24 protein-coding genes are annotated in these 24,199 nt (G+C 48.0%); 20 read left to right on the top strand and 4 right to left on the bottom strand.

Annotated elements, in window-relative coordinates; genetic code table 11:
* Positions 1 to 82: 82 nt before the first annotated feature.
* The 10 genes from WFI24_RS28945 (at position 83) to WFI24_RS28990 (ending at position 9,816) form a co-directional block, all read left to right on the top strand.
* Positions 83 to 214, top strand: a complete 132-nt coding sequence (locus tag WFI24_RS28945; protein ID WP_336765382.1) for a hypothetical protein — start codon at positions 83 to 85, stop codon at positions 212 to 214.
* 85 nt (positions 215 to 299) lie between these two features.
* Complete coding sequence (locus WFI24_RS28950; RefSeq protein WP_336765383.1) at positions 300 to 1,394, top strand: CgeB family protein; 1,095 nt, start codon at positions 300 to 302, stop codon at positions 1,392 to 1,394.
* 59 nt (positions 1,395 to 1,453) lie between these two features.
* Entirely contained in the window at positions 1,454 to 2,593 is a 1,140-nt protein-coding gene (locus tag WFI24_RS28955; protein ID WP_260871143.1) for a CgeB family protein, read from the top strand.
* Between the two features lie 67 nt (positions 2,594 to 2,660).
* Positions 2,661 to 4,286 (top strand): glycosyltransferase family 4 protein, encoded by a 1,626-nt coding sequence (locus WFI24_RS28960; protein ID WP_336765384.1) that lies wholly within the window; start codon positions 2,661 to 2,663, stop codon positions 4,284 to 4,286.
* 14 nt (positions 4,287 to 4,300) lie between these two features.
* Positions 4,301 to 5,392, top strand: coding sequence for a non-hydrolyzing UDP-N-acetylglucosamine 2-epimerase (gene wecB / locus WFI24_RS28965; RefSeq protein ID WP_336765385.1), 1,092 nt, complete (start codon positions 4,301 to 4,303; stop codon positions 5,390 to 5,392).
* Entirely contained in the window at positions 5,385 to 6,371 is a 987-nt protein-coding gene (locus tag WFI24_RS28970) for a polysaccharide biosynthesis protein (protein ID WP_336765386.1), read from the top strand. Before wecB ends, WFI24_RS28970 begins: the two co-directional genes overlap by 8 nt.
* On the top strand, positions 6,368 to 7,195 hold the full coding sequence (locus tag WFI24_RS28975) for a dTDP-4-dehydrorhamnose reductase family protein (RefSeq protein ID WP_336765387.1): 828 nt from the start codon (positions 6,368 to 6,370) through the stop codon (positions 7,193 to 7,195). The genes WFI24_RS28970 and WFI24_RS28975 overlap by 4 nt, the downstream gene beginning before the upstream one ends.
* A complete protein-coding gene (locus WFI24_RS28980) occupies positions 7,177 to 8,118 on the top strand; it encodes an NAD-dependent epimerase/dehydratase family protein (protein WP_336765388.1) in 942 nt (313 codons plus the stop codon). The genes WFI24_RS28975 and WFI24_RS28980 overlap by 19 nt, the downstream gene beginning before the upstream one ends.
* On the top strand, positions 8,115 to 8,831 hold the full coding sequence (locus WFI24_RS28985) for a glycosyltransferase (RefSeq protein ID WP_336765389.1): 717 nt from the start codon (positions 8,115 to 8,117) through the stop codon (positions 8,829 to 8,831). The genes WFI24_RS28980 and WFI24_RS28985 overlap by 4 nt, the downstream gene beginning before the upstream one ends.
* A 268-nt stretch (positions 8,832 to 9,099) precedes the next feature.
* Entirely contained in the window at positions 9,100 to 9,816 is a 717-nt protein-coding gene (locus tag WFI24_RS28990) for a glycosyltransferase (RefSeq protein ID WP_336765390.1), read from the top strand.
* Between the two features lie 157 nt (positions 9,817 to 9,973).
* On the opposite strand, the gene WFI24_RS28995 is transcribed toward WFI24_RS28990, so the two are convergent.
* Positions 9,974 to 10,861: a putative RNA methyltransferase gene (locus WFI24_RS28995; protein WP_336765391.1), complete on the bottom strand. Its 888-nt coding sequence runs from the start codon at positions 10,859 to 10,861 to the stop codon at positions 9,974 to 9,976.
* 316 nt (positions 10,862 to 11,177) lie between these two features.
* Between WFI24_RS28995 and WFI24_RS29000 the strand changes: the two genes are divergently transcribed.
* Complete coding sequence (locus WFI24_RS29000; protein ID WP_336765392.1) at positions 11,178 to 11,708, top strand: GNAT family N-acetyltransferase; 531 nt, start codon at positions 11,178 to 11,180, stop codon at positions 11,706 to 11,708.
* A gap of 243 nt (positions 11,709 to 11,951) precedes the next feature.
* On the opposite strand, the gene WFI24_RS29005 is transcribed toward WFI24_RS29000, so the two are convergent.
* Complete coding sequence (locus WFI24_RS29005; protein WP_336765393.1) at positions 11,952 to 12,122, bottom strand: hypothetical protein; 171 nt, start codon at positions 12,120 to 12,122, stop codon at positions 11,952 to 11,954.
* Entirely contained in the window at positions 12,119 to 13,357 is a 1,239-nt protein-coding gene (locus WFI24_RS29010) for a glycosyltransferase family 4 protein (RefSeq protein ID WP_145325205.1), read from the bottom strand. The genes WFI24_RS29005 and WFI24_RS29010 overlap by 4 nt, the downstream gene beginning before the upstream one ends.
* A 184-nt stretch (positions 13,358 to 13,541) precedes the next feature.
* On the opposite strand from WFI24_RS29010, the gene WFI24_RS29015 reads away from it, so the two are divergent.
* Complete coding sequence (locus WFI24_RS29015) at positions 13,542 to 13,901, top strand: hypothetical protein (protein ID WP_336765394.1); 360 nt, start codon at positions 13,542 to 13,544, stop codon at positions 13,899 to 13,901.
* A 263-nt stretch (positions 13,902 to 14,164) separates the two neighbouring features.
* A complete protein-coding gene (locus tag WFI24_RS29020) occupies positions 14,165 to 15,649 on the top strand; it encodes a DHA2 family efflux MFS transporter permease subunit (RefSeq protein ID WP_336765395.1) in 1,485 nt (494 codons plus the stop codon).
* A 279-nt stretch (positions 15,650 to 15,928) separates the two neighbouring features.
* Here WFI24_RS29020 and WFI24_RS29025 read toward each other — a convergent pair whose 3' ends face one another.
* On the bottom strand, positions 15,929 to 17,002 hold the full coding sequence (locus WFI24_RS29025; RefSeq protein WP_336765396.1) for a glycosyltransferase family 4 protein: 1,074 nt from the start codon (positions 17,000 to 17,002) through the stop codon (positions 15,929 to 15,931).
* Positions 17,003 to 17,246: 244 nt separating this feature from the next.
* Here WFI24_RS29025 and WFI24_RS29030 point away from each other — a divergent pair, with 244 nt between their 5' ends.
* From WFI24_RS29030 to WFI24_RS29060, 7 genes are all read left to right on the top strand, one after another.
* On the top strand, positions 17,247 to 18,374 hold the full coding sequence (locus WFI24_RS29030) for an ABC transporter ATP-binding protein (protein WP_336765397.1): 1,128 nt from the start codon (positions 17,247 to 17,249) through the stop codon (positions 18,372 to 18,374).
* The gene (locus tag WFI24_RS29035) at positions 18,371 to 19,087 is read left to right on the top strand and encodes an ABC transporter permease subunit (RefSeq protein WP_336765398.1); all 717 of its coding nucleotides are present in this window, start codon (positions 18,371 to 18,373) and stop codon (positions 19,085 to 19,087) included. Before WFI24_RS29030 ends, WFI24_RS29035 begins: the two co-directional genes overlap by 4 nt.
* Before the next feature lie 4 nt (positions 19,088 to 19,091).
* The gene (locus tag WFI24_RS29040; protein ID WP_336765399.1) at positions 19,092 to 20,486 is read left to right on the top strand and encodes a GldG family protein; all 1,395 of its coding nucleotides are present in this window, start codon (positions 19,092 to 19,094) and stop codon (positions 20,484 to 20,486) included.
* The gene (locus WFI24_RS29045) at positions 20,483 to 21,469 is read left to right on the top strand and encodes a DUF4340 domain-containing protein (protein ID WP_336765400.1); all 987 of its coding nucleotides are present in this window, start codon (positions 20,483 to 20,485) and stop codon (positions 21,467 to 21,469) included. Before WFI24_RS29040 ends, WFI24_RS29045 begins: the two co-directional genes overlap by 4 nt.
* Positions 21,470 to 21,682: 213 nt before the next feature.
* Positions 21,683 to 22,672 carry a YhcN/YlaJ family sporulation lipoprotein gene (locus tag WFI24_RS29050; protein WP_336765401.1) on the top strand — a complete coding sequence of 330 codons (990 nt, stop codon included), beginning with the start codon at positions 21,683 to 21,685 and terminating at the stop codon, positions 22,670 to 22,672.
* 247 nt (positions 22,673 to 22,919) lie between these two features.
* Positions 22,920 to 23,144 (top strand): helix-turn-helix domain-containing protein, encoded by a 225-nt coding sequence (locus WFI24_RS29055; RefSeq protein WP_336765402.1) that lies wholly within the window; start codon positions 22,920 to 22,922, stop codon positions 23,142 to 23,144.
* A 245-nt stretch (positions 23,145 to 23,389) separates the two neighbouring features.
* The gene (locus WFI24_RS29060) at positions 23,390 to 23,941 is read left to right on the top strand and encodes a DUF4303 domain-containing protein (protein WP_336765403.1); all 552 of its coding nucleotides are present in this window, start codon (positions 23,390 to 23,392) and stop codon (positions 23,939 to 23,941) included.
* The last annotated feature ends 258 nt before the right edge of the window (positions 23,942 to 24,199 follow it).

Below are 24,199 nucleotides of genomic sequence, written 5' to 3' on the forward strand. Positions count from 1 at the left end.
TGTTTAAACTTCTGACCTTTAACTGCTGGCATAAAAAATGCACCCCTTAGAATTTCATCGGATAAACCAGGGGTTTAATCCAATGTCTATTCTAAGGGGTGCACTTCACAGATCCCTCCGGGTTATTTGCATCGCCGCAGAAGCGGACATGCCCGTACAGGCGGATGTGGAGGGCAAGCGCCAATTTTGCGCCTTGCAGGACACCCGTCCATGATGCATCTGACCCCGAGGCATATCCTTTAGAGGGAAGACCAATCACGGGGAGAGTCTGGAAGTGAGATCTCCTGAAGGAAGACAGGGTGAAGAATGTGGCAAAACGAAGACACCGTCCGCTGACCGAAGCGGAAACGGCTTACCGCGGCGGATACGCAGAAGGCCGCAGATTTGGCGGCTGTCAGGCCATGATGGAGCGGGTGCAGATGTTTGAACCGACCCTGCGGGACATGAAGGTACTGTATATTCCACAAGGTTTCGATGCCATCGATGAAGGTGTCACCTTGGCCCTGCAGCAGTCTGTACGTGAATGCGTTGTTGGATCGCCAGCAACGATGTTGCAGGAAGCCAATCAGCATCGGCCGGATGTCGTGCTCGTCATGAATGGTCTGCATGTATTCCCCGCAGATCATCTGGAGCAGGTGAATGGCATACGTGCACTCGGTATTCGAACAGCCGTGTGGTTTGTGGATGATCCGTATTTCACCGAAGATACAGCGACCCTCTGTCAGCACTATGATGTTGTGTTCACACATGAAGAGGCCGCTGTGCCATTCTATCTGGGACATGGAGCAGGCCGGGTCGTCTATATGCCACTGGCTGTGAATCCGGGCATGTTTCAACCGCGGCGCACGGCACCGCAGCATCAGTACGACATTTGTTTTATCGGTACAGGGTTCTGGAATCGGATTGCCTTGTTCGATGAGCTTGCCCCTTTTCTCGCAGACAAAAAAGTGTTCATCGCGGGTAGCCAGTGGAACAGGCTGGCACGCTTTGATATCCTTGGCCGGTTCATCCACGAAGGATGGATTGATCCCGGAGCAACGGTGGATTATTACAATGGCGCCAAGATCGTCATTAACATTCACCGGACTTGCGAGAATGGGGAAGACAATCGCAATACGCATCATCTGGAAGGCCGCTCCATTAATCCACGGACGTATGAGATCAGTGCCTGCGGCACGATGCAGATTACGGATGCACGCGGAGACCTGCCCCGTTATTACCAGCCGGGCTATGACATTGAGACGTTCAGCAATGCGGCAGAGCTTCAACACAAGATCCACTATTATCTGAAACATGAAGAGGAGCGTCAGGCGATGGCGTGGCGAGGACTTCTCACTACGATGAACCAGCACACGTTCACGCGCCGCATCGCTCAGTTGCTGGAACATCTGTAATCCCCATCTGAAGTACAGTACCAACGAGAACCCTATCCCAAAAATAAAGGAGTGGCGGTATGTCTCTCAAACACCGTAAAACCAAAAAGGTTTATGCACCCGTACTCAGCCTGGCAGATCAAGCGCGCAAAAATGGGCAACATGCCGGATATGATGCGGGTAAGGAAGAAGGATATTTGCGCGGTCGCGCCAACTATATTGTGAATTGTGCACAGGAGCCGTTGCCTTTCCGACAGCTGCACGTGCTGTATGTATCTTCGGGTAAAGGCTTCCCGTATTCTCCGCTGGATGAGGCTATTATGGCAACACTTCAGGGTATGGTAGCTCAGGTAACCCTCTCTGATCCGCGTCAACCGGTTTCCGAAATTGCGCTGCAGACACGCCCTGACCTGGTGCTTGTGCTGGACGGAATGGATATTCCCATCGAGCACATCGATGCAATCCGCCAAGCGGGCATTCAGACAGCGATCTGGCTCACGGATGATCCGTACTATACGGATATGACACTGGAGATCGTGACCCACTTTGATCATATCTTCACACTGGAATTGAACTGCATCGATCTGTATCGACAGATTGGTTGCACGTCGGTTCACTACCTCCCATTTGCCGCCTTCACCAATCATTACTTCCCGATTACGACCCCATCTACGCTGAAACGTGAAGTCAGCTTTATCGGCTCAGCCTACTGGAACCGGGTATACTTCTTCAACCCGATCATGGCACAGCTGATGTCACACAATACCGTATTTAACGGCATCTGGTGGGACCGTCTGCCTGACTATACCGCTTATGGTGAGAAGATTGAACTCGGCCGCTGGATGAGTCCGCAGGAGACGAACGACGTATACAATGGCACCAAAATTGTCATCAACCTGCATCGATCCCATGAGGATGATTCGGTCAATAACAATCACCTCAAGATTCCACCAGCCTCACCGAACCCGAGAACGTTTGAAATTGCCGCTTCCACGACGCTGCAGCTGACCGATGCACGGGATGACATTGCGCGTTTCTACACACCAGGTGTAGAGATTGAGACGTATTCCTCCCCGCAGGAACTGCTCGACAAGGTGGAATATTATCTTACGCATGAGAAGGAGCGTCGGGAGATTGCACTTCGAGGGCTCGAACGCACACTGAAAGACCACACGTATGGCAAACGGATTAATGAAATGTTAACCATCATATTCCCTTAATTTTGGCCGGGAGGAGGTGTGCACTGTACCCTGTATCGGAATATTCACATACAGGGTCCGTGCGGCCATGGCAACGAAACCAAAGCTGATGTTGTTTTCCCATGTGTGCAACACCCGCAGCATTACGGGCGCCGAGAAGCTGCTGCTTCATTTTATGAGGGAGATCGGCTCGATCTTTGATTGTGTGCTCGTAGCTCCACAGGAGGGGAAGCTTGCGGGGCTTGCACGAAGATTCGGCATTCAGGTCAAAATATGCAATCTGCCGATGCTTCACGGTGTGTACACACCTTACCGGGGCATTGCAGACGATGCGGAGCATCTTCGCCATACACCCGCGTTTCAGGAGGCGGTCTCTCTCATTCGGGAAACCGCGCCTGATATGGTGTTAACGAATACTTGCGTCAATGTGATGCCGGCTGTAGCCGCGAAATCGCTACAGATTCCGGTCATCTGGAAGATAACCGAGATCATTCACGCGAATGAACATACAACCGAGGCGATCCAGATGATTGGCCGTTATGCGGATTGGATTATCGGTATATCGGAGACAGCAGTAGCCCCATTCCATGAAGCCGGCATGGGTGACAAACTAACCGTCATTTCGCCGACCTGGGAACCTGCGCTACCAGCACCGGACCGCTGGGTTCACCTGCGTGAGCGCAAGCGCAAGGAACTCGGCTTCAAGTCATCGCAGACCTGTATCGGTTATATTTCTTCCTTTATATATGATGCCAAAGGGTTGAAACCTTTTGTAGATATGGCCTTGAAGATCTGTGAGACGCATTCGCGCTGTCGTTTCTGGATCATCGGTGCCCCTTCGGATAAAAAGTATTACGACGAATGTGTATCAAGGGTGAAGAAATCCGGCTATTCGCGCCGATTTACTTTCACCACGTTCGAAGAGAACGTATCTCTGGCGTATACCGCCATGGATATTGTGGTTATTCCGAGCATGGTCAAAGAAGGATTTGGGATGACCGCTCTGGAGGGGCTCTACTTTGCCAAACCGGTCATTGCCTTCGCTCAAGGCGGGCTGAAGGAATTGATGGAATCCGTAGGCAGTGAAGCATTTCTGGCCCCGCCGGGGGATACCGAAGCGCTTGTTACACTGGCGACAACCTTGCTGAATGATTCAGAGCTGGCCTCCGATACGGGGTGGCGCAATCGGACAGAAGCGGAAAGGCTCTACGGGATTGAAACCTACCGAACGAAATTGCATACGATGGTGACACAGTGGTTAATACGCTTTCCCGGATGGTTTACGTATATCCAACCTCCGAATGGACCTGTGTATGCATGGGGGGATGGAGGATTACGCACGGTATTGGCTCTGGAGCCGGCTACGGTAAGGGCATTGTTATTCCCACTGAGCGTCATTCAGGCGTTACCACTTTCCTCATTACCACCGATTGCACTGGGGCACGATGCTCAGGGTGCCGCAGCGGCTCGCTACGCTGCAAAGCTTATCAAACAGGGGAGTGGAACGGGAAAACGTCGTCGCAAGTCACTTGCACCTCATTCTCGCCGAGATCGTGAGGGGATGAAACGAACTTTGGGAACTGGCAGACGCAAGGGGAAACTCCGGACAACGAAGGGACCGCGTCCGCATACTGGAAAATCGGCTAGTCGCAGACGCAAATCTGCCAAGGCGGGACGTAGCCGAGCAGGGCGCAAAGGTTCCAATACAAGATGAAGGCAGGGATTACGATGAAGATCATGACGGTGCTGGGTACGAGACCTGAGATCATACGACTCAGCCTGATCATTTCCAAGCTGGACCAGTACGCGTCCAAACATATTCTGGTACACACGGGACAGAACTTCACGGAAAGTCTCAGCGGTCTCTTTTTCAAGGAAATGGGCCTGCGTGCACCGGATTACGTTCTCCAGGATGAAGCGGCCTCTCTGGGACGGCAGCTGTCCTCGATGTTTACGCAGATGGAAGATCTGATATTGCAGGAGAAGCCCGATAAATTGTTGCTGCTCGGTGATACCAATAGCGCATTATGTGCTGTGCTGGCTGAACGCATGGGTGTCCCTGTTATTCATATGGAAGCAGGCAATCGCTGTTTCGACTTGGATGTGCCTGAGGAGAAGAATCGCAAGGTGATTGATGCCATCTCCACCATTAATATGCCTTACACGGAACAGAGCAAGAAACATCTGGTTAGCGAAGGAGTGCCCAGCAGGCGGATTGTGCTCACGGGCAATCCCATCTATGAAGTGATGCAGCATTATGATGCACAGGTAAGCTCCAGCAAAATACTCAAGAAGCTCAAGCTGAAGTCCGGGCAATATTTTTTGGTTACCGCCCATCGGGCCGAGAATGTGGATCACCCTCCTCATTTGCTGGAGATTATGAAAGGACTGAACCAGGTCGCTGAGGAACATGGGTTGCGTGTGATCTGCAGCATTCATCCACGAACAGCGATCCGGATTGCGGAACATTTGCAACTGGAGATGAACCCGCTGGTGGAGTTTCACGAGCCGTTTGGATTCTTCGACTTCGTAATGCTTGAACGTCATGCACGCTGTGCACTCACGGATAGCGGTACCGTGCAGGAGGAGTGCTGCATTATGGGTGTGCCCACCGTGACCATGCGTCGAACAACGGAGCGCCCGGAAACTGTGGATTGCGGAAGCAATGTAGTCTCCGGTCTGGATGCGGCTCGCATCGCCGATTGTGTGAAGGTCATGACTCAGATGTCTAACGATTGGGACTGCCCGCAAGGTTACAAAGCAACAGACGTATCCAGTAAAGTGGTTAAATTTCTGCTTGGAGGGAAAATGCATGTTTGAAAATAAGCGTATACTCGTGACTGGCGGTACGGGATCATGGGGTTATGAACTTGTGGCTCAACTGCTGCCCCAGCAGCCCAAAGAAATTATTGTGTATTCCCGGAACGAGTCCAGCCAAGTGGCCATGAGTCGTGATTTTGAAGACTCGCGTCTTCATTTTCGGATTGGAGATATCCGTGACAAGGACGCCTTGACGGCCGCCTGCCAGCATGTGGACTATGTATTTCATCTGGCTGCACTCAAGCATGTTCCGGTGTGTGAAGATCAGCCGTACGAAGCACTCAAAACCAATGTCATTGGTACACAGAATGTAATCGAGGCGGCCATTGAGAACAAGGTGGAAAAAGTCATCTATATCTCGACTGACAAGGCTGCCAATCCATCTAACTTTTATGGCATGACGAAGGCCATCGGCGAGAAATTGATCGTGTATGCCAACTTGTTGCACAGCGACACCAAATTTGTTACGGTGCGGGGCGGAAGTGTACTGGGAACAAACGGTAGTGTGGTGCATCTGTTCAAGAATCAGATTCGCCAAAAAGGCCAGGTGTCCATCACGGACATGAGCATGACTCGATTCTTTCTTACCCTGAAGGACGCGATTACCCTGCTGTTCAAAGCTTCGGTGGAAAGTGTCGGTGGAGAGATCTTTGTCATGACGATGCCGACATGCAAAATCGTGGATCTCGCTGAAGTGCTGATTGAGGATTCCGGGGTGGTGAACGTGTCCATTGTGGAACGTGGTATTCGTCCAGGAGAGAAAATCCACGAGATCCTGATGAGTGAGTTTGAGAGCATGACCACCGTTGTCTACGATGAGCAGTACCTGGTCATCCTCCCAACCCTCGGCATCCCGGGACTGCGTGAACATTACACGAATTGTCCTCCAGTATCCTTCAACAGCTTCAGTTCGGAACATCAACTAATGACCAAAGAGGAGATTCGTGAAATTCTGAAACGCGGAGGATTCCTGTCATGAAACTGCTGATACTTGGTGGGAACGGAATGGCCGGCCATATCCTGGTCGACTATTTCCGCCGTCAAGGTGTACACAGCGTCTTCTACACAACTCGGGATGTCACGGACCCGAATGGTCTGCTCCTGGATGTGAACGACAGCTTCATGGTCGACCGAATGGTAGAAGCGGTGCACCCGGATGTAATTATTAATGCTGTAGGTGTATTGAACAGCTTCGCAGATGAGGACAAAATTACCGCATATCATATTAACGGTTTCCTGCCGCATCGTCTGCGGCGGGTTGCGGATACGGTTGGTGCACGTCTGATTCATATCAGCACAGATTGTGTGTTCAGCGGGGACCGGGGAGCATACCGGGAAGATGATGTCACAGACGGGACCTCTGCTTACGCCATCACCAAAGCACTCGGCGAAGTTCAGGATGAAGGCCATCTGACGATCCGTACGTCCATCATTGGCCCCGAGATTCGGAAAGGCGGCATTGGTCTGATGCAATGGTTTATGTCCAGCACAGGTGAAGTTGGTGGGTATACCCGCGTATTCTGGAACGGAGTGACCACGCTTGAGCTGGCCAAATGGGTAGACCACTACCTGGCATCATCCGTTAGTGGTCTCATCCACCTGGCTCATCCGGTACCTGTGAGCAAGCATGACCTGCTTGTGTTGTTCAAGCAGATCTGGAATAAGCAGGATGTGACGATTGTGCGTGATGACAGTATGGTGCAGGACCGTACGCTGGTGTCTACTCGCGAGGATGTGAAGACAGACCTGCCGGATTATTCTACAATGCTGAAGGAGCTGGCATTATGGATGGAGCAGAGCTGACAGGCAAGAAAGTACTGATCACAGGCGCCTCCGGATTTACCGGGCGACATGCCGTGTCTTATTTTCGAGAAGCGGGTGCAGTAGTTGCAGCGGTAGTCCGGAGACCGGATGTGTATTCATTCGGTAAAGGCGCCCAAGTCTATGTCTGTGATCTGAATGATAAACAGCAAGTGCGTCTTCTGATCGACAAGGTGCAGCCTGACTATGTGCTGCATCTTGCCGGCAAAAATTCCGTACCCGATTCGTGGGCAGATCCGCTGCTGGTCCTGGAGACCAATGTAATGGCTGTGCTGTATTTGCTGGATGCACTTCGCAGTTGTCCGGCAGCACGTACCGTTATTGTGGGATCAAGGTTAAAATATACACCGGAACCCGGCCGAATTCCCCAGCCTCCGCACCCGTACAGTCTCAGCAAAGCCCTGGAAGAGATGGTGTCTTTGTCTTGGATGTCGCTCTTCGGACAGCAGATTATGTTGGCGGAGCCGGGCAATCTAATTGGAGCCGGTCCATCCACAGGTATCTGTTCACTGCTCGCACGTCATATTGTTGCCTGTGAGCAGGCGGGTAAAACCGAGGCATTCCGCCTGTCCGGGCGAGATAGTACTCGTGACTTTCTGGATGTGCGGGATGCCGTCAGGGCATATGCGACTCTCTTGGTGCAAGGGACCAATGGTACGGTATATCCTGTGGTGTCCGGAGTTGAGCGCAGTCTTGGTGAAATTGCAGATCTGCTGTTGTCCATGACGGAGGCCGAAGTCCCTGTTCGCTGGGATGGAGCGTCTTCCGGTCCGGATGGTGCGGGGAAACAGGAGGAATTATCCATGCTGCGCAAGCTTGGCTGGCAGCCGCTGATTCCATTTGCCACATCGCTACAGGATATTCTGAGTGATGTTCGTGCCCAGCAAGGGAGGACGACAAATTGAGTCCAAGAGTGTCCATTGTGATTCCATTCTACAACTGCCCTTACGTGCCACAGGCGATCCAAAGTGCGTTGAACCAGACGTATCCGGATGTGGAGATCATTGTTGTGAACGACGGCTCTACCCGGCATGCAGAGTTGCTTCAGCCCTATCTTCCCTATATAAATGTACTTGGCAAAAGCAATGGTGGTACAGCTTCGGCACTTAATCATGGCATCCGCCATGCCTCAGGTGACTATGTGGTTTGGCTTAGTTCGGATGACTATCTGTACCCTGATAAAATTCGTTATCAGCTGGAGTTTATGCAACGAGAGAATGTGCTCGTCTCCCATACGAACTTTCATTATATCAATGAGCATTCGGCAGTTACCAGAATGCATGGTGGGCCTGCACCGATGGCCGAACTGGATTGGCTGCGAGTGTTCGTTAACAGCAATCCGGTCAACGGTTGTACTGTCATGATCCGCAAGGATCTGTTCAGCGGAGTGGGATTGTTTGATGAGCTTCTGCCTTACACCCATGATCTGGATCTCTGGATGCGGATTTTGCTGAACGGTCATCGGTTTCCGTACCTGAACGAGCCACTTACTGCGTATCGTTGGCACGGAGGAATGGGATCAGTTCGGCATGCGGATGTCATCGGCAGAGAGGCATCCATGGTATGGTCCAGATATCGCGAACCGTTATTGCAGCGTATAGCGGCGCTTGGCGGGTAGTGTAGGAGGGCAGTTATGAGGCCGGTAGGTGGCTGATTAACGCCCTCTTTGCGCAGCAATTTTGCCGAAGATAGTGAGAGTGGGGATTGATTGACGGTCTTATATCACACGCCTAAGTATGCAAGTTTAGCGAGCCGATATGCTGTCCATCCGTATTGAAATGTGCTTATACAGCACCACAGATGTCCGATACCGATTGAATCGTTCTTCATATAATAGAGAAAAAGCAATGGCTGTGCAGAGACAAGCGGAGGAAGGGGAGGCCCGAATGGAGCCGAAAGTATCGATCGTCATTCCTTTTTATAATTGTGCGTATATCGAGCAGGCTGTTCACAGTGCCATTCACCAGACGTATCCTCATATTGAAGTGATCGTGGTGGATGATGGGTCAACCGAGCACGTGGAGAAGCTACAACCATTCATGGATTCTATCCGCTATATTCGCAAAGAAAACGGTGGAACGGCAACAGCATTGAACGAGGGGATTAAGCAGGCGACAGGGGAATATTTTGTCTGGCTCAGTTCAGATGATGTCATGCTGCTGGATCGGGTGGAGAAGCAACTGAAGTTTATGCGCGGGGTCAAGGCTTCATTCTGTCATGGTGCCTACCATTATGTGAACGCAGATAGTGAGTGGTTGGATACGGTGCAGCCTGAGGTGGGGAGTCGTCTGGAGATGCTGCAGGTACTGCTCGAAGGTTGTCCGATCAACGGCTGTACTGTCATGCTAGAGATGGAGGCGTTTGAGCGATTCGGCTTGTTCGATACCGATTTTCGCTACACGCATGACTACGAGATGTGGATGAGACTGTTTCCGATGTATGAGCTGTTTTATTACAATGAACCCCTGATGTGCTACCGTTTGCATGAGTCGATGGGAACGAAGCGTCATTTCAAAGCACTAGTTGCCGAGATGGAACGGGTTCAGGCGAAGCATCGGCCAACGCTGCTTAATCTGCTGCATGTGGGTGGATATTGGAAGTAAGAATATTCAACCGAGTGCAAATTCCATATTGAATACCGGCGGCTTAAATTTGCCAAAATTCATGCTGAAAAAGGAGCAGCCTGCTTATAAACTGCAGACTGCTCATAGATTATAGAACTAACGTTTACCGTTAGTTTAATGAATTAATCATGTGGTGTTAACTTTTCACCGATCCGATTAGAACTTTAAAGTCCATAGTGACCTGTTTCAGATTCAACTGAAGAACTTTTTCAATGCGCTCTTCAGAAGTCCCCCATGATAATGGCGTCATACCCAACAACGGTTTGATTAATTGTGTATTTAAGTTCACTTGATATTGGATGCTTTCAACATCAATTAAATTGAATTGTTTCTTGAAGTGGTTGATTGTAAGTGAATTGGAATAATTTTGCTTCTCAGACCCCATATAAAGGATTTCTCTTAACTCTTTTAGATAGTCCTGATTAGGCACGACTTTAATCACCAAACCATGATCACTTAATAACCTCTGAAATTCCGAATAATTGGCTGGTGAAAGGATGTTCAAAATGAATTCGAACTTTTGACTTTGAAAGGGGCAGTTTGCAATATCCGTGACACACCAGATAGCACTTGGATTTTCTGCTGCAGCAGAACTAATTCCCTCTTTAGAAATATCGATTCCTACAGCCATTAGATCCATAGGTTTTGTTCGATTTATTTCGGTGTGTATGTTATTTAAGTGTGACCCCTCTCCACAACCTGCATCCAGCACCCTTATCGGCTCATTGCTCAAATGGTTATTCATTATAATCTGACTTACCGCACCATATAATGGATTGAATAAACCGTTTTTACTGATTAATCTTCTGTACTCAAAAGTCTTTTTATCATATTTCGTACGCATACCTCGGGACAATAAGTTTACATATCCTTGCTTTGATATATCGAAACAGTGATGATTGCTGCATACTAAACTCTGTAAATAGACAACTTGCATTGTTTTTTTACATAATGGACATCTAAATAGGTCTTGATGCTTTTCAAGTACTGCAGCACTGATTAACTTTTTACTTTTTTGGAACACAAAGAAGCACCCTCTCATTCATAATAGGTGAATGGAAAAAGGCACAGTCAAACAAACCCTAGCTATTTTGTCAAAATTGCCGGGTTATGTGATCTGCACCTTACATTACCTATAGCGAATGAATTGGATGATCATGGTCAAACTCTCCTTCATGAAATACATTTTGACCCTATTAGTTTAACATATTTCGATTATATAAAAATACTTGCACGAATTCCCTGTATAATGAAACATAATTGTACACAGAAGGGAATGGACTATGCGCAGATATCAATATCTTAAACCTAACTATTAATAAACTGATGGAGGGAAAGTATTGATTACAGAGTTACACACAGAACGGTTACAATTGCGAAAAATGAAAGTATCGGATTCGGCCAGTTTGTTTAAGATTTGGTCTGATCCGGATGTTACGAAATTTATGAATGTTAGTAGTTTTACGGATGAAAATCAAGCCACAGCAATGATTAATCTTCTGGATGATCTTTCTCAGGAAAACAAGGCTATCCGGTTCTCTATCATTGTACAAGAGTCCAATGAAATCATTGGTTCTTGTGGTTATAATTCGCCGGATTTTGAAAATCTAAAAGCAGAGATTGGGTATGACATTGCCAGATCCCACTGGGGGAAAGGATACGCTACAGAAGCGATCTTTTCTTTGTTAACTCACGCATTCTCGACTTTGAAGCTGAATCGAATTGAAGCAAAGGTTGATCCCGAGAATGTGAATTCGATTAAGCTCTTACAGAAGCTTAATTTTACATTTGAAGGAACACTTAGAGCATACGAGAGGGCAGGCGAAGCGTTCAACGATCTGAGTATGTATTCCAAATTGGCAGCAGATTAAAAGACCAGGATTTCCCCTAGTTCCAAGCCTTTCGAGCTGGAAAACCGACCATGATGGACGAAATAACGTCTCTGTGGTTCGTTACAAGTCAGACATGCACAAAAGGAAGTAAATAGCGTGTTCTGGTTTCGTTAGACACAAGAAAGTAAATAAGGGGTGTCCCCTGTCATTCTTATGACATATGGGACAGCCCCTTGTTTGGTATTCAGACATGTTATATGAACATGGCGTGGTAGTGGAAACTCAATCTTTTGAATTCATGATCACCATCGATGCAGGATCGGGAAATACGTAACCTTTAGGCAACTTCTTCATCAGTTCATTCATTGTAGCGTAATCCACGTCAATATGAGGTGTGGAGACAGGTGTAGAGAACCAGCGATTGTACAAATCACTAGGCACAAGCAGTGTCATATTGAATGCCCTCCTCTATAAATGGCTTCCTGATAGACATGTAATGTACGAAGTCCCATCTCTTCCAGTGAGCGGTTTTGTTCGGCCCAGGCTTTGGCCGCAGCACCCACTTGTTTACGGGTGACGTCATCCTCCAGAAGTGCATGCAGCAGTTCACGGAGCGAATCAACGTCCTGTGGAGGAACGACCCATCCTGTACGTCCAGGTTCAACCATCTCAGGCATGCCGGCTGTTCCACTGACAATAACGGGTACACCCGCGAGTTGTGCTTCGGTCACGGAGAACGGCTGCGTATCCTGCAAACTGGGCTGGACATAGATGTCGGCATGTCGCAGGAAGGAAGGAATATTGTCCAGCTTGCCCCAGAACACAACATCGGCTGAAATACCAGCCGCCGTGGCCTGGGCCCGCAATTCATCCAACAGATTGCCTTCCCCTGCGATCCAGCAGACCCAATCGGACCGTTTACTTTTCAGACTGGCTAAGGCTTTGATTAACACATGAACGCCCTTGATATATTCAAGCCTTCCGGTAAAGGCGATGACTTTCTTGCCGGTGGGTGGCCGCTGGCGGAACTTCGTCGCTGCTAATGCACGGTAAGCCGGCAGATCCACGGCATAAGGGATTATCCGGAACTTCGATTCGGGAACGGCAAGCTCTGTAAGCGTACTCTTGATCCAGTGACTGGACACCAGAATGAGCTCAGACAGTGCTGCACTTCGTTCTTCCAATGAGAGAAAATAACGTCCGCGTTTCGATTGCAAATATGCAGAGAGGGTTAGCTGCGGGTTGGAATTTTGGGCATCATAGAAGGCTTCGCGTGCAAGTGCTCCATGATAACTGGTAACAAGCGGAATATTGCGGTTCAAGATGCGTTTTATGGCGACGGCAGCTACCGGATCTTGCGCATGGATGACGTCATAGTGGTCCACCCCCAGATAAGCGGCAGCCATCTCGAAGGCATATCTGTTCAATTCATAATAAGCCAGAAGAGAATCAGCTGTGAATTGTGGCAGATCGGTCGGATTGAGCTTCGCTTGCAGCATGGGCCACACTTTATCCTTGGAGAATGCCCGGTTCAGATTCCGAATATATACTTCGTTATTGGCACCGTTCGTGCCCATGATATCAACTTCAACACCAAGTGCGATCAGCCTGTCAGCCAGCTGTTTGACATATGTCCATATTCCACCCATATGTGTAAGCTCCCAATACGTAACGAGCAGAACTCTCATGGCTACCTCCTTGTCACGGCCTGCACCGACCGAGCTTCTATCCTTTTATTCTATGAAAAAAGAGGATCGGAAGGTCGGGCATTTCCGTTTAATTGCTTGAAAATGGGTGAATGCAAATGGCAATGGACGAGAGGAAGCATATCCTATCTACAGGAAGTTTCATGCAATGAAGGAGGGATCTATAGTGGCCGCATATGTACTCGAAATTCATGAGAATCTGCTACAGACTTTTGTTCCCGTGAAATATATAGACGTGGAATTAGCCTATGTTGGCGGTGAGGAAGGGACAGATGTATTTGTTGGTGGGGCCAGTATCCACGGGGAGCTATACCGACATCTTTTTCATATCGGATCGGGTTCGGGGGGAGCGGGCGGTAACCAGGTCATTCATAATCTGGATGTGTCATCCGAGCCTTATGAAATGAGGATCATCAGCAACAGTTCAGCACCGAATCATCTGGTTATTCGAATGTATTGCAGGAGTATTCACGGTCAGACGTTGGGCATACTGTCAGAATATCAGATGATTAAACTTGCAGATTGATATGGATATAATTGAATAGTATGATCAGCAAGTGGATGGAGCAGGGAAGTGCCTGTTCCATTTTTTTTGTGGTGTATCCATAGTAGAAAGTTCTAAAAAAAATAGCTTGACAGCAAAGGTATTTTCATTAGAATTAGATCAGTGTTAAACGAAAGTTTAAAACGACGGTTTAAAACGATAGTTTGAAATTGGTCGTAAATATAGGCTGAGCAAGACACAGGGATATACCTGTGATCGGCTGGCTGGAAAAGAGTGTGGAGAACGTGAAAGAACAAACAGCAGTATCCCAGGAGCCGGCAGAGTTTTCAATCAAAACGATTATACTGCCACTCCTGGCTATTATCGTCGGAATGATTATGGTCATTCTGGACAGCACGGTGGTGAACGTGGCCATCCCGAATCTGGTTCAATATTTTGAGACAGATCTAAAGACCATTCAATGGACGGTTACGGGTTATACCCTTGCTTTGTCTGCGGTTATTCCACTGGCAGGCTGGTTAACTGACCGTTTTGGTGCCAAAAGAGTATTCCTGTTTACGATTGCCATGTTTACCTTGGGTTCTGTATTATGCTCGATTGCCCAATCGCCTGAGCAATTGATCATTTACCGTGTCATTCAGGGCCTCGGTGGAGGCATGGTTGCTCCTATTGGTATGGCGATGGTCTTTCGTCTGGCTCCTCCTGAGCGAAGAGGCTCCATCATGGGTATGCTCGGAATTCCCATGCTGCTTGCTCCTGCATTGGGTCCGGTGTTGTCAGGGTGGTTTATTGAATCACTGAGCTGGCACTGGATCTTCCTGATTAACTTGCCAATTGGTATTGCAGCTTTCATTCTATGTATCAAGTTCTTGCCTGATACAGATCGTGGACGCACACCTGCACTGGATCTGCTCGGCATGATTCTGGCTCCGATTGCGTTCTCGATGCTCGCTTATGGTGTGAGTGAGGGTGGAACGAGCTGGACATCTGCAACAACACTGACGGGTGTAATTGTGGGTGGTGTAGCGCTCATTTTGTTTATTATTGTAGAATTACGTCATAAAAATCCGTTGCTGGAACTCCGGGTGTTCAAATCATCTGACTTCTCGCGGGGGATTGTACTCGCATGGGTATCACAAGTGGCGCTGTTCGGTGCGATGATTCTGATCCCGCTCTATTTGCAGCAGATCAAAGGATACACTGCGCTGGAGACAGGACTTATTTTGCTTCCACAGGCTCTGGCTTCCGGCGTGGGTATGCCGCTCGGGGGTCGATTGTTTGATAGAATTGGCGCGAGACCTCTGGCCTTCGTGGGTCTGGGCATTATCTCGGGTGCATTGTTTATTCTCTCCTCCATCACGGCAGTGACAGGTCTTGGTCTGATTATTACAGCTCTGGTTATGATGGGCCTGGGTATGGGCTTGTCCATGATGCCGCTCAATACACATGTATTGAATGCCGCACCACGTAAGTTGGTTGGACGGGTTACACCGCTCACGGCTGCAGCGCAGCAAGTGGTCGTATCCTTCGCAGTTGCAGGGCTTACAGGCTTCCTTACTTCAAGAATCGCAGACAATACAACCAGCACGGAGCCGACGGCTATAGTGCAAGGTCTGGTGGGTGGTTTCAATGATACATTCTTCCTGGCCGCTTGTATTGCATTGTTCGGATGTTTACTCAGTCTGATCCTGCGCAAACCGAAACCAATGCCGAAGGAAGACCTTCAGAATGGCGACAAGCCTGATCCCGCAATGATGATGGGACACTAAAAATATCAACCCTGTTAGAGGTTGTTCAAAAAGTCCGCTTTTGATTACGAATCATGCCTAGCGGCAACATCAGCATCGAAGTTGAAATTCAGCCGAAATAAGTGGGGGCTTACGTAGTATGTTTCCTTTGGAAACATTGCGGTTGCTCACGTAGTTTCCTACGCTCCACTACTCCATTTCTATCTTCATTCCATCTTCTCGGTACTGAAAACCAAACTTTTTGAACACGTACTATTAAGGCAGTTCAGAGAATCCCTCTGAGCTGCCTTTTTGCGATCCTCAATGGAAAATACGCAAGGCGGTCATCATTTCACGGAAAGATACGGCATATCGATCTGGTGAAAAAGACAAGCTCATATGCTGTCTGCCCTGAATACGAATATATTCACGAAGCTTCTTGTTGTTCATGAGGTCCATTGCTTCGGAGACAGCTGCACTGACATTGCCAATCGGATAGAACTTTCCAGTCTTGTTATGTGTGATAAATGAACGTACACCATCCGAATCTGTACTGAGTACCGGGCAGCCACAAGAGATGGCTTCAGCGACTGCATAGCCGAATCCTTCAAGTAGGGAAGTGGATAACATGATGCCCCCTGAAGCGGCAATCATGGAATAGAAGGTAGGCATCTGAGAATGGGGAACATTGATGAAGATGCCAATCTTGTCTTCAAGCCCGTATTCTGCCAGCATATGCCGGAACATGACTTCATCCTCAGGATTAGCCAAAATGGGATCGTGGAACAACCATAGTCTGGCTTGTGGATTTTTTTTGATGATTTCACTGGATATGGTTAGATATTCACGCCAGTTTTTGTTGTGTTCGAGTCGCCCTACCCATGCGAGCACCGGATAGGGTGGGGTATCTACCAAGATCGGGGCAAAGGTGTCCGTATCCAGCATATTGGGAATCACAAACCGATGAAGCCAAGGACAGATATGAATGAACATATCCAGCAGGTGGTCTGTGGGGGGCAAAACAGCAGCATCACAATGGGCTTGAAAGTAAGGTACAGCCATTTGGATCGTTTCCAGCGCCTGGTCGCGCGTTCCGAGTCCCTGGGCTTCAAAAATAATTCGCCCGGTATAACCGAGTCCTCTCAAGCGGCCGGGCATAGCGATGTCTGATGTGGCAATGATGGCATCATAATGTTGTGTATGAATTAAATGATGAATATCCTCGTCACTGGACGCAGTGAAAATGGGTGTATCACTGTTGTTTTGTAATCCCGACCCAGTGTTGAGATACAATAAGTGCGCTTCTATGCCATGACGTTTCAGAACGGCGGTGCGCAGTCGATTTAACGTATCCACGCCACCGCTTGGAACATAAAACGTGAATAATACTTTCACACGATTCACCCTCTGACTTTTGGTCAGGAGCACATTCTCCTGTACTCTATGGTACGTTGGCTTTACGCGCAGGGTGTGGGTGTTACTGTGATTGTTCACATTTTAGACAATTATTTTTAAGCTTACTTTCAAGTGACATTAAGCTGAGTTTAGGATAGCTCACGTAAGATACAAGGAACTTCCCGTGCCCAACATCTACTGAAATGATGGTGCACGGGTATTTTAACGGGAAAGGATGAATGATGTGCTCGAAGTGAAACAGGTCAGCAAAGTGTACGAAGGGCAGCGCGGCGTGCATCAACTGGATTTCACCATGGAACGTGGTGAGATTGTCGGGTTTCTCGGACCGAATGGTGCTGGAAAAACAACTACAATGCGTATGATTACGGGCTATCTGCATCCAACCGCGGGCTCCATTATGGTGGATGGGGTATCGGTGCATGAACAAGGCCAGCGTATTCGTTCCAAAATTGGGTATCTGCCTGAAACGCCGCCACTGTATCCGGATATGACGGTGCAGTCCTATCTCCGATTCGTAGCGAATCTAAGAGATGTCCCGGCCCGTGAGGTTAAGCTGCGGGTCAGTGAGATGGTTAGCAGATTGGGACTTCAGGGGCGGGAAAAACAACTGGTGCGTGGGTTGTCCAAGGGGTATAAGCAGCGTCTTGGTCTGGCGGGAGCCATCATTCACAAGCCAGATCTGCTCGTTCTGGATGAGCCAACATCGGGACTTGATCCGAATCAGATCATCGAGATTCGGGATCTGATCCGGGAACTGGGCGAGAACCATACGGTACTGCTCAGTACGCATATTTTGCCAGAAGTGAGCACACTCTGTAATCGAATGTTGATCATTAATCAGGGACAGCTCGTGCTGGATGGTTCACCACAGCATTTCGGCTCAGCGATGGGGGATCAGTTCAAGGTGTCGATTGAAGTGAAGGCCACTGCGGAGCAACTACATAATGTGCTGACACCATGGGAGAAGGTGCGGAGTGAAGTCATTCAGGCATCGGATGCGAATACCGCCAAAGACACTTCACTTACATCAAGTTCAGTGGATACGGTTAAAATGCTGCTCACCGGAGAGAGCGCGGAAGATTTTCGGGAAGAGCTTTTCTACCTTTTGTCCGGTGCAGGATTACCGATACTGGAGATGAAGAAGGAGAACCTAAGTCTGGAGCAAATCTTCCTGAAGCTGACCACAACCGAGACAACAGACACAGAAGCGAATTCGGCAGATGTGGATAAGGTTGCTGGGGCAGAGACGGATCAGGACGTAACTTCGGACATCGACTCGTCGAGCATATCGGGAACAAGTACATCAGCGGATTCCTCGTCCCATTCTCGCAAAGGGGAGGACTCCAAATGAGACGAATGATGGCGGTATGTAACAAAGAGCTGCAAGCTTATTTTCTGTCCCCGACTTCCTATTTTGCTTTTGCCGTATACGTACTAATGACCAGTTTGTTGTTCTATTCAAGCTTTGTATATTATCAGCCGAGCATTGTCGATTATCGTCTTGTGCTAGGTGATACGTTATCTATGCTACTTTTTGTAATCCCATTGTTGACAATGCGACTCGTTGCAGAGGAATTCAGACAAGGAACGGATGAATTGTTGCTGACCTCACCAGCACGTGTCACCGAAATTATTTTTGGTAAATATCTCGCTGCTCTCGCCATTCTGGTCGTGCTCATCCTGTGCAGCCTGGTGTACCCCTTCATCATGTCGTTCTATGGGACACTGGATATGACGACGGTATGGATGTCTGCGCTGGGTCTATTTTTCCTGGGCGGAAGCATGATGGCGATTGGACTCTTCGCTTCTACGTTATCCCAGCATCAGATGGTGTCTGCGGTAGCGGGTTTTATTATTTTGCTCGTTTTGTGGATGCTTGATTCATTCGCAGGCAATACGGGATCTGCTTTGCAACAGTGGCTGGATCCGTTTGCCCTGACCAACCGGTTCGACAGCTTCATGAAAGGCGTGCTTAATGGACCGGATATCTTGTATTATGTCACCCTTTCGGGTGTGTTTCTGTTGTTAAGCATTCAAATTGTGGAACGGAAGCGGTGGAGGTGAGAAGATGAAAAAATGGTTAAGTTATACCAACAGTACCGTGTTGTCCGTAGCAGTGATTGGCATCTTTATTTTGCTAACACTGTTCTTGAATTCACTCGGCGGCTTCCAGCTGGATCTGACCTCGAACAAACAATATACGTTGTCTGACCAGTCCCTTACTGCGATCAAAAATGTGAAGGATGACGTCAACATTCTGGTGTTAACCGTCGAAAATGCCAACAACACCGTCCTGAACCGCGAGGTCACGGATATGGTGGAAGAATACACCAAACGCAACAGCAAGTTAAAGCTAAAACAGTATAATTTGACGCAGGAACCTGCGCTTGCATCCAAATACGGCATAACGGGCAGCTCCATTGTGCTGGAACAAGGAGATCAACACAAAGTGATTGATATCGCCAGTTTGTTCACTGCAACAGGTGACGGCAGTGATGGGTCATACCAGTTCACAGGTGAGGAAAAGTTAACGCAGGCGTTAATGAATATATCCTCTACCGAGATGCACAAAATGCTATTCCTGACTGGGCATGAAGAGCTGAGTCTCGCCCAGATGACTACGCTGCAGTCCTCCCTGGAACAGAACAATGTGCAAACGGAAGAATTGCAGCTGAATCAAGCTGGCAAGGTTCCCGAAGATGCAGATGTGCTGGCCATTATTGGGCCACAACGTGATCTCAGTGATACCGAAATGAAAGCTATTCGCACGTATCTGAGTAATGGAGGCAAGTTATTATTATCCCTCGGATTTGTGGAAGATATGAAATCCAGTTGGAAAAACATCGATGCCCTCATGGCTGACTATGGCGTTGTTAATGAGCATGCGGTTATGGTGGATAATCAGCAGGCCAGTACGATGGGTCCCCTTTGGGTGGTGCCGGAGTATGGTACACATGCAATCACGGAAAAACTTGCTGCGAGCCAATTGTATCCGATGTTGTCGCTGTCGATTGCGCTGACCGGCAAAGAACAGGATAAATATACACTTTCGCCATTGATTCATTCTTTGAATGATAGTTACGGTGAGACGAATATCGGCGGCTTATTGCAAAATGAAACGACCAATGATCCGGAAGAGGACATTCAGGGTCCAGTGGAACTGGGATATGCAGCCGATACGACGGATGGCCAACCGAAGGCGGTTATTCTGGGCTCGTCCATTTTCATGCAGGATTCGGAAATTGCCAATGGCGGTAATCGGGATTTTATTTTGAATACCGTGAACTATCTGAGTGAAAAAGAAGATGGATTGACGATTCGCCCGCGGGTACAAGCCGGTTATGAGATGGCATATTTGAACGGTGAACAGGCTAGAACGATCTTCTTTGTGGCAATTGTCGCGTTCCCGCTCATCTTTGTTATAATCGGAGTACTCTTATGGTGGAGGCGCAGACGAGTATGAGAAAATGGGTCCCAACGATATTGGTGGTCATCGTACTGATTGTGGGTTGGGTGTACGCAGCCAGTCAAAATTATTTTCGGGAAGAAGAAGCGGTTCAAGCAAAGTTTCTTGGCATTCAGTCCGGGGACATCCAATCCATCACGATACATGACACAACGGAGGAGACAACTGGTGCAGCATCATCGTCGACTTTGGAGCTTGAGAATGGCGTCTGGCAGATGGTTGAGCCGAAAGCCTATCCTCTGAACGGTTACAGTGTGAGCAGTTGGCTGGATGCTCTAAGTGGTGCGAATCAGGAACTGTTGGTGGAAGAAGAACCGACGGATCTGGAAAAGTATGGATTAGGAACAGATGCTACACGTATGGATATCAAACTAAAAGATAATCGGGAGATCAAACTGGCTATTGGCGGCCAGCTTCCAGCAGATGATGCACGTTATGTGCGCGTTGATTCGGGCCCCGTGGTTGCCGTGCAGACAGAGACGATGACCAACATAGATTTGTCACGTCGTGATCTGTTGGACACAACCCCTTTTAACATGGATGAGACGAATGTTGGTTCTCTGGAGTGGGAAGGTGAAGCTGCCACCTGGATGTTGAAATCAACATCGGGGGAAGGTGCGGCAGAGCAGGCCTGGACTCTGAATGGGAAATCCATTGAAGCCACAGATGCCGTATCTCTCATTGGCAAAATCAAAAACCTGTCTACCGCCGATGATGTGCGGAAAGCTTCGGAGCTGAAGGGTACTGTCCCCCGATTCACCTTGTCTGTTGAACAGACGCTAAATGGGCAGCAAGTTCGAGATGTGTATCGGGGGCTCACACTGCCATCCGAACCGGATCAGATCTGGGTCATTACACCGGATGGTCAGTGGGCATATACCATGGATGCGACGAGTCTGACAGAAGCTGAGAAATTCCCGGATACGATTAAAGCATCAACAACTTCTTCAGAAGAGTCATCGGATTCCGCAGATGAGTGAACGAATTCCTCATCAGACGGGGAATGAGCAAGAAATAAGAAAAGGAGTATGACTAACTTGAAATGAAATTCAAGTTAGAATAAAGCAGTGCCGCAATTCATGCGGCACTGCTTTTTTATAGGGAAAGGAACCATATCCTTTCAGCATATCGGTACGTACAGAAGCGCATCCTAACTTTGTGATCAAAACCAACAAACATTGGAGGATGAGTACATGCCAGCAGTCAAAAAGGCAACAGCTATTACGTTATCATTGTCTACTGCAATCTTTGTAATGGCCGGTTTGACAGGTTGTGGCACGAATCGGGATGCCAACAATATGCATACGCAAAGTGTTCGTGAGCAAGCCAACGGGATTAACCGTTATGGTGTGGAAACGAATGGCATGGATGGTATTCGTGCGCAAAGCTATCGTATGCATAATGTGACTGACCTGAAATCCAGTGAAGAGCTGGCCAAACGCATTACGGAGATGAAGGAAGTTCAATCTGCCCGTGTTATGCTAACGGATCGTAATGCGTATGTCGCTGTTCGTCTGGCAGATGGTCACGCAGGCAAGTTGGATAGCAAGTCGAATGGTCGTACGAGCATGCTGAGCGGAACGATGCGTAATCATGCCAGTGATACCATGCGTGGTGGAAACATGAATCATGATATGGGTGGCATGCGTGTGAATGGCGGATCTGGAACGATGTCACCGTACAGTACTAGTGGAATTGCTCCAGGATTGAACACGGACTCAGCAACAGATCGTGGGCATATGGGCAATGATCGCAGCATCTATGGTACGATGGGCACAGGTACGATTGGTATGATGCGTGGTCTGACGAACAGTGGCAAAGCACGTACAACAGATGAAGGCCGTTATGGCATGCAAAATGAAGGCAGACGTACGGATAGTACGGATGACAACACTTCAGATGAGATCAAAGGTAAAATTTCAGCCAAAATCAAGCAGTTTGCACCGAACATCGAGAATGTATATGTATCGGCCAATCCGGAGTTTGTGGAGCATGTGGAGAACTATGCCACAGATATGCGTAATGGTAAACCGGTGAGTGGCATGATCGATACGTTCCAATCGATGGTAGAGCGCATTTTCCCAACGAACGGAACAGATACAAATAACCGTGATGGTATCCTTGACGGTGGCCTGATGAACCGTAATAATAACGATGGCATGATGAATCGAATGAACCGGTAGTTTAGAATCAGAAAGATGAACCAATGTGCCTTTGCGGGGATGACAACATCAGCTGCAAGGGCATGTTTGGTTTAAATAATTTTTACATAAAAAATTGGAACATGTTCTATTGGGACAATGAAACACATAATTACTGCCCATTTTTCTTATAAAACTGAACCAACGCCCTTGACCTGACATAAGATGAGTTGACTGTATCCCCTTAACCTTGTTACACCAACACAACCCGAGCAAGGAGGGGTGAACATTGAAGGGTATCGATCATAAAAGCAAATTTTTGTTGACCCACCGTGAACGCGAAGTATTCGAATTACTGGTTCAAGACAAAACAACGCGTGACATCGCAGGGCAGTTATTCATCAGCGAGAAAACGGTGCGTAACCATATTTCGAATGTGATGCAGAAACTCAATGTTAAGTGTCGTTCGCAGGCAGTTGTCGAGCTGATTAAGCTTGGAGAACTGAAGATCTGATGCGAATTGCAGTTAGGATTAAGTAGCAGCATGAAAGCCTTTCTCTATTCTTTGTCATGAAGAATGGGGCAAGGCTTTTTTGCTGTTATGGACCATGAAATGATGGAATCAACAATAGAATCGAGGGAAGATCCCAAACGTAGTATTGTTGTTTTCATTATTTTAGTAGACCATACTGTTAGCGAAGTAGCAATTGTAACTTATCCGGTATTTCAACTTATAGTAATAATGAAAGGATGAACTAAATGGACCTTTTAAGTGAATTTGAAGCACAATTTAAAGCGGGGTTTTTACCCGATTTGGAACAAACGCTGGCTAAGGTGCAGCATGAGAAAGTATATGCTTGTGCATTTGGAACGGACAGTGATTGGGTTACGCTGTTTTTGGCGGTGAATACAGAGGAATCCCTGGCTAGGCATATTTCGAGTATGAAAGAGCAGGGGCTGTGTGATACTGAGGAGGACGAGATCTATTACAGATGGGGCTGCTCCGAATATCAGTATGGTGACGATACGCACTTTAACCACATCAGCCGACTGTTGTATGCAACAGAAGATGTTCAGAAGTATAAGGATGAGATCATCCGAATCATCGCCAAAGTTGTAAATGAGACAGCAGATGAAGTTTTTATCCGGTATGGACAAGCAAAAGCAGACATTACGTTCTTCGTTTCTCTCACAGATGACGATCTGGCAGAGGACATTGAGAATCAATCGGTTCATCAAATGACAGTACCCAGCTTAGCCATCGAGTTCTTAAAACGATATGATGGCATGAATCAGAACGAGTTGACTTGAGTTGAGACTTTAGTTGAATGGAAATGAATCAAAATGAACTGAATCGTACCACCGCGAAAGTCTTTCCTAATTCTTTATCCAAAGAAGGGAAGAGGCTTTTTTGTTTTATCGTAAAAAAATGAAACAACCGAAAAATCCATATCAATTATGATTCCTATTCATTCGAATGAACGTCCTCCGACTTTTCGTTTGATCGGAATATGAAATTGCAGCAGTTCTTCAAGTTGATTCCAGCCTCCCAACTCAGCCGACCTCCGC

This window comes from Paenibacillus sp. USHLN196, from assembly GCF_037144955.1.
GTDB lineage: Bacteria > Bacillota > Bacilli > Paenibacillales > Paenibacillaceae > Paenibacillus > Paenibacillus xylanexedens_C.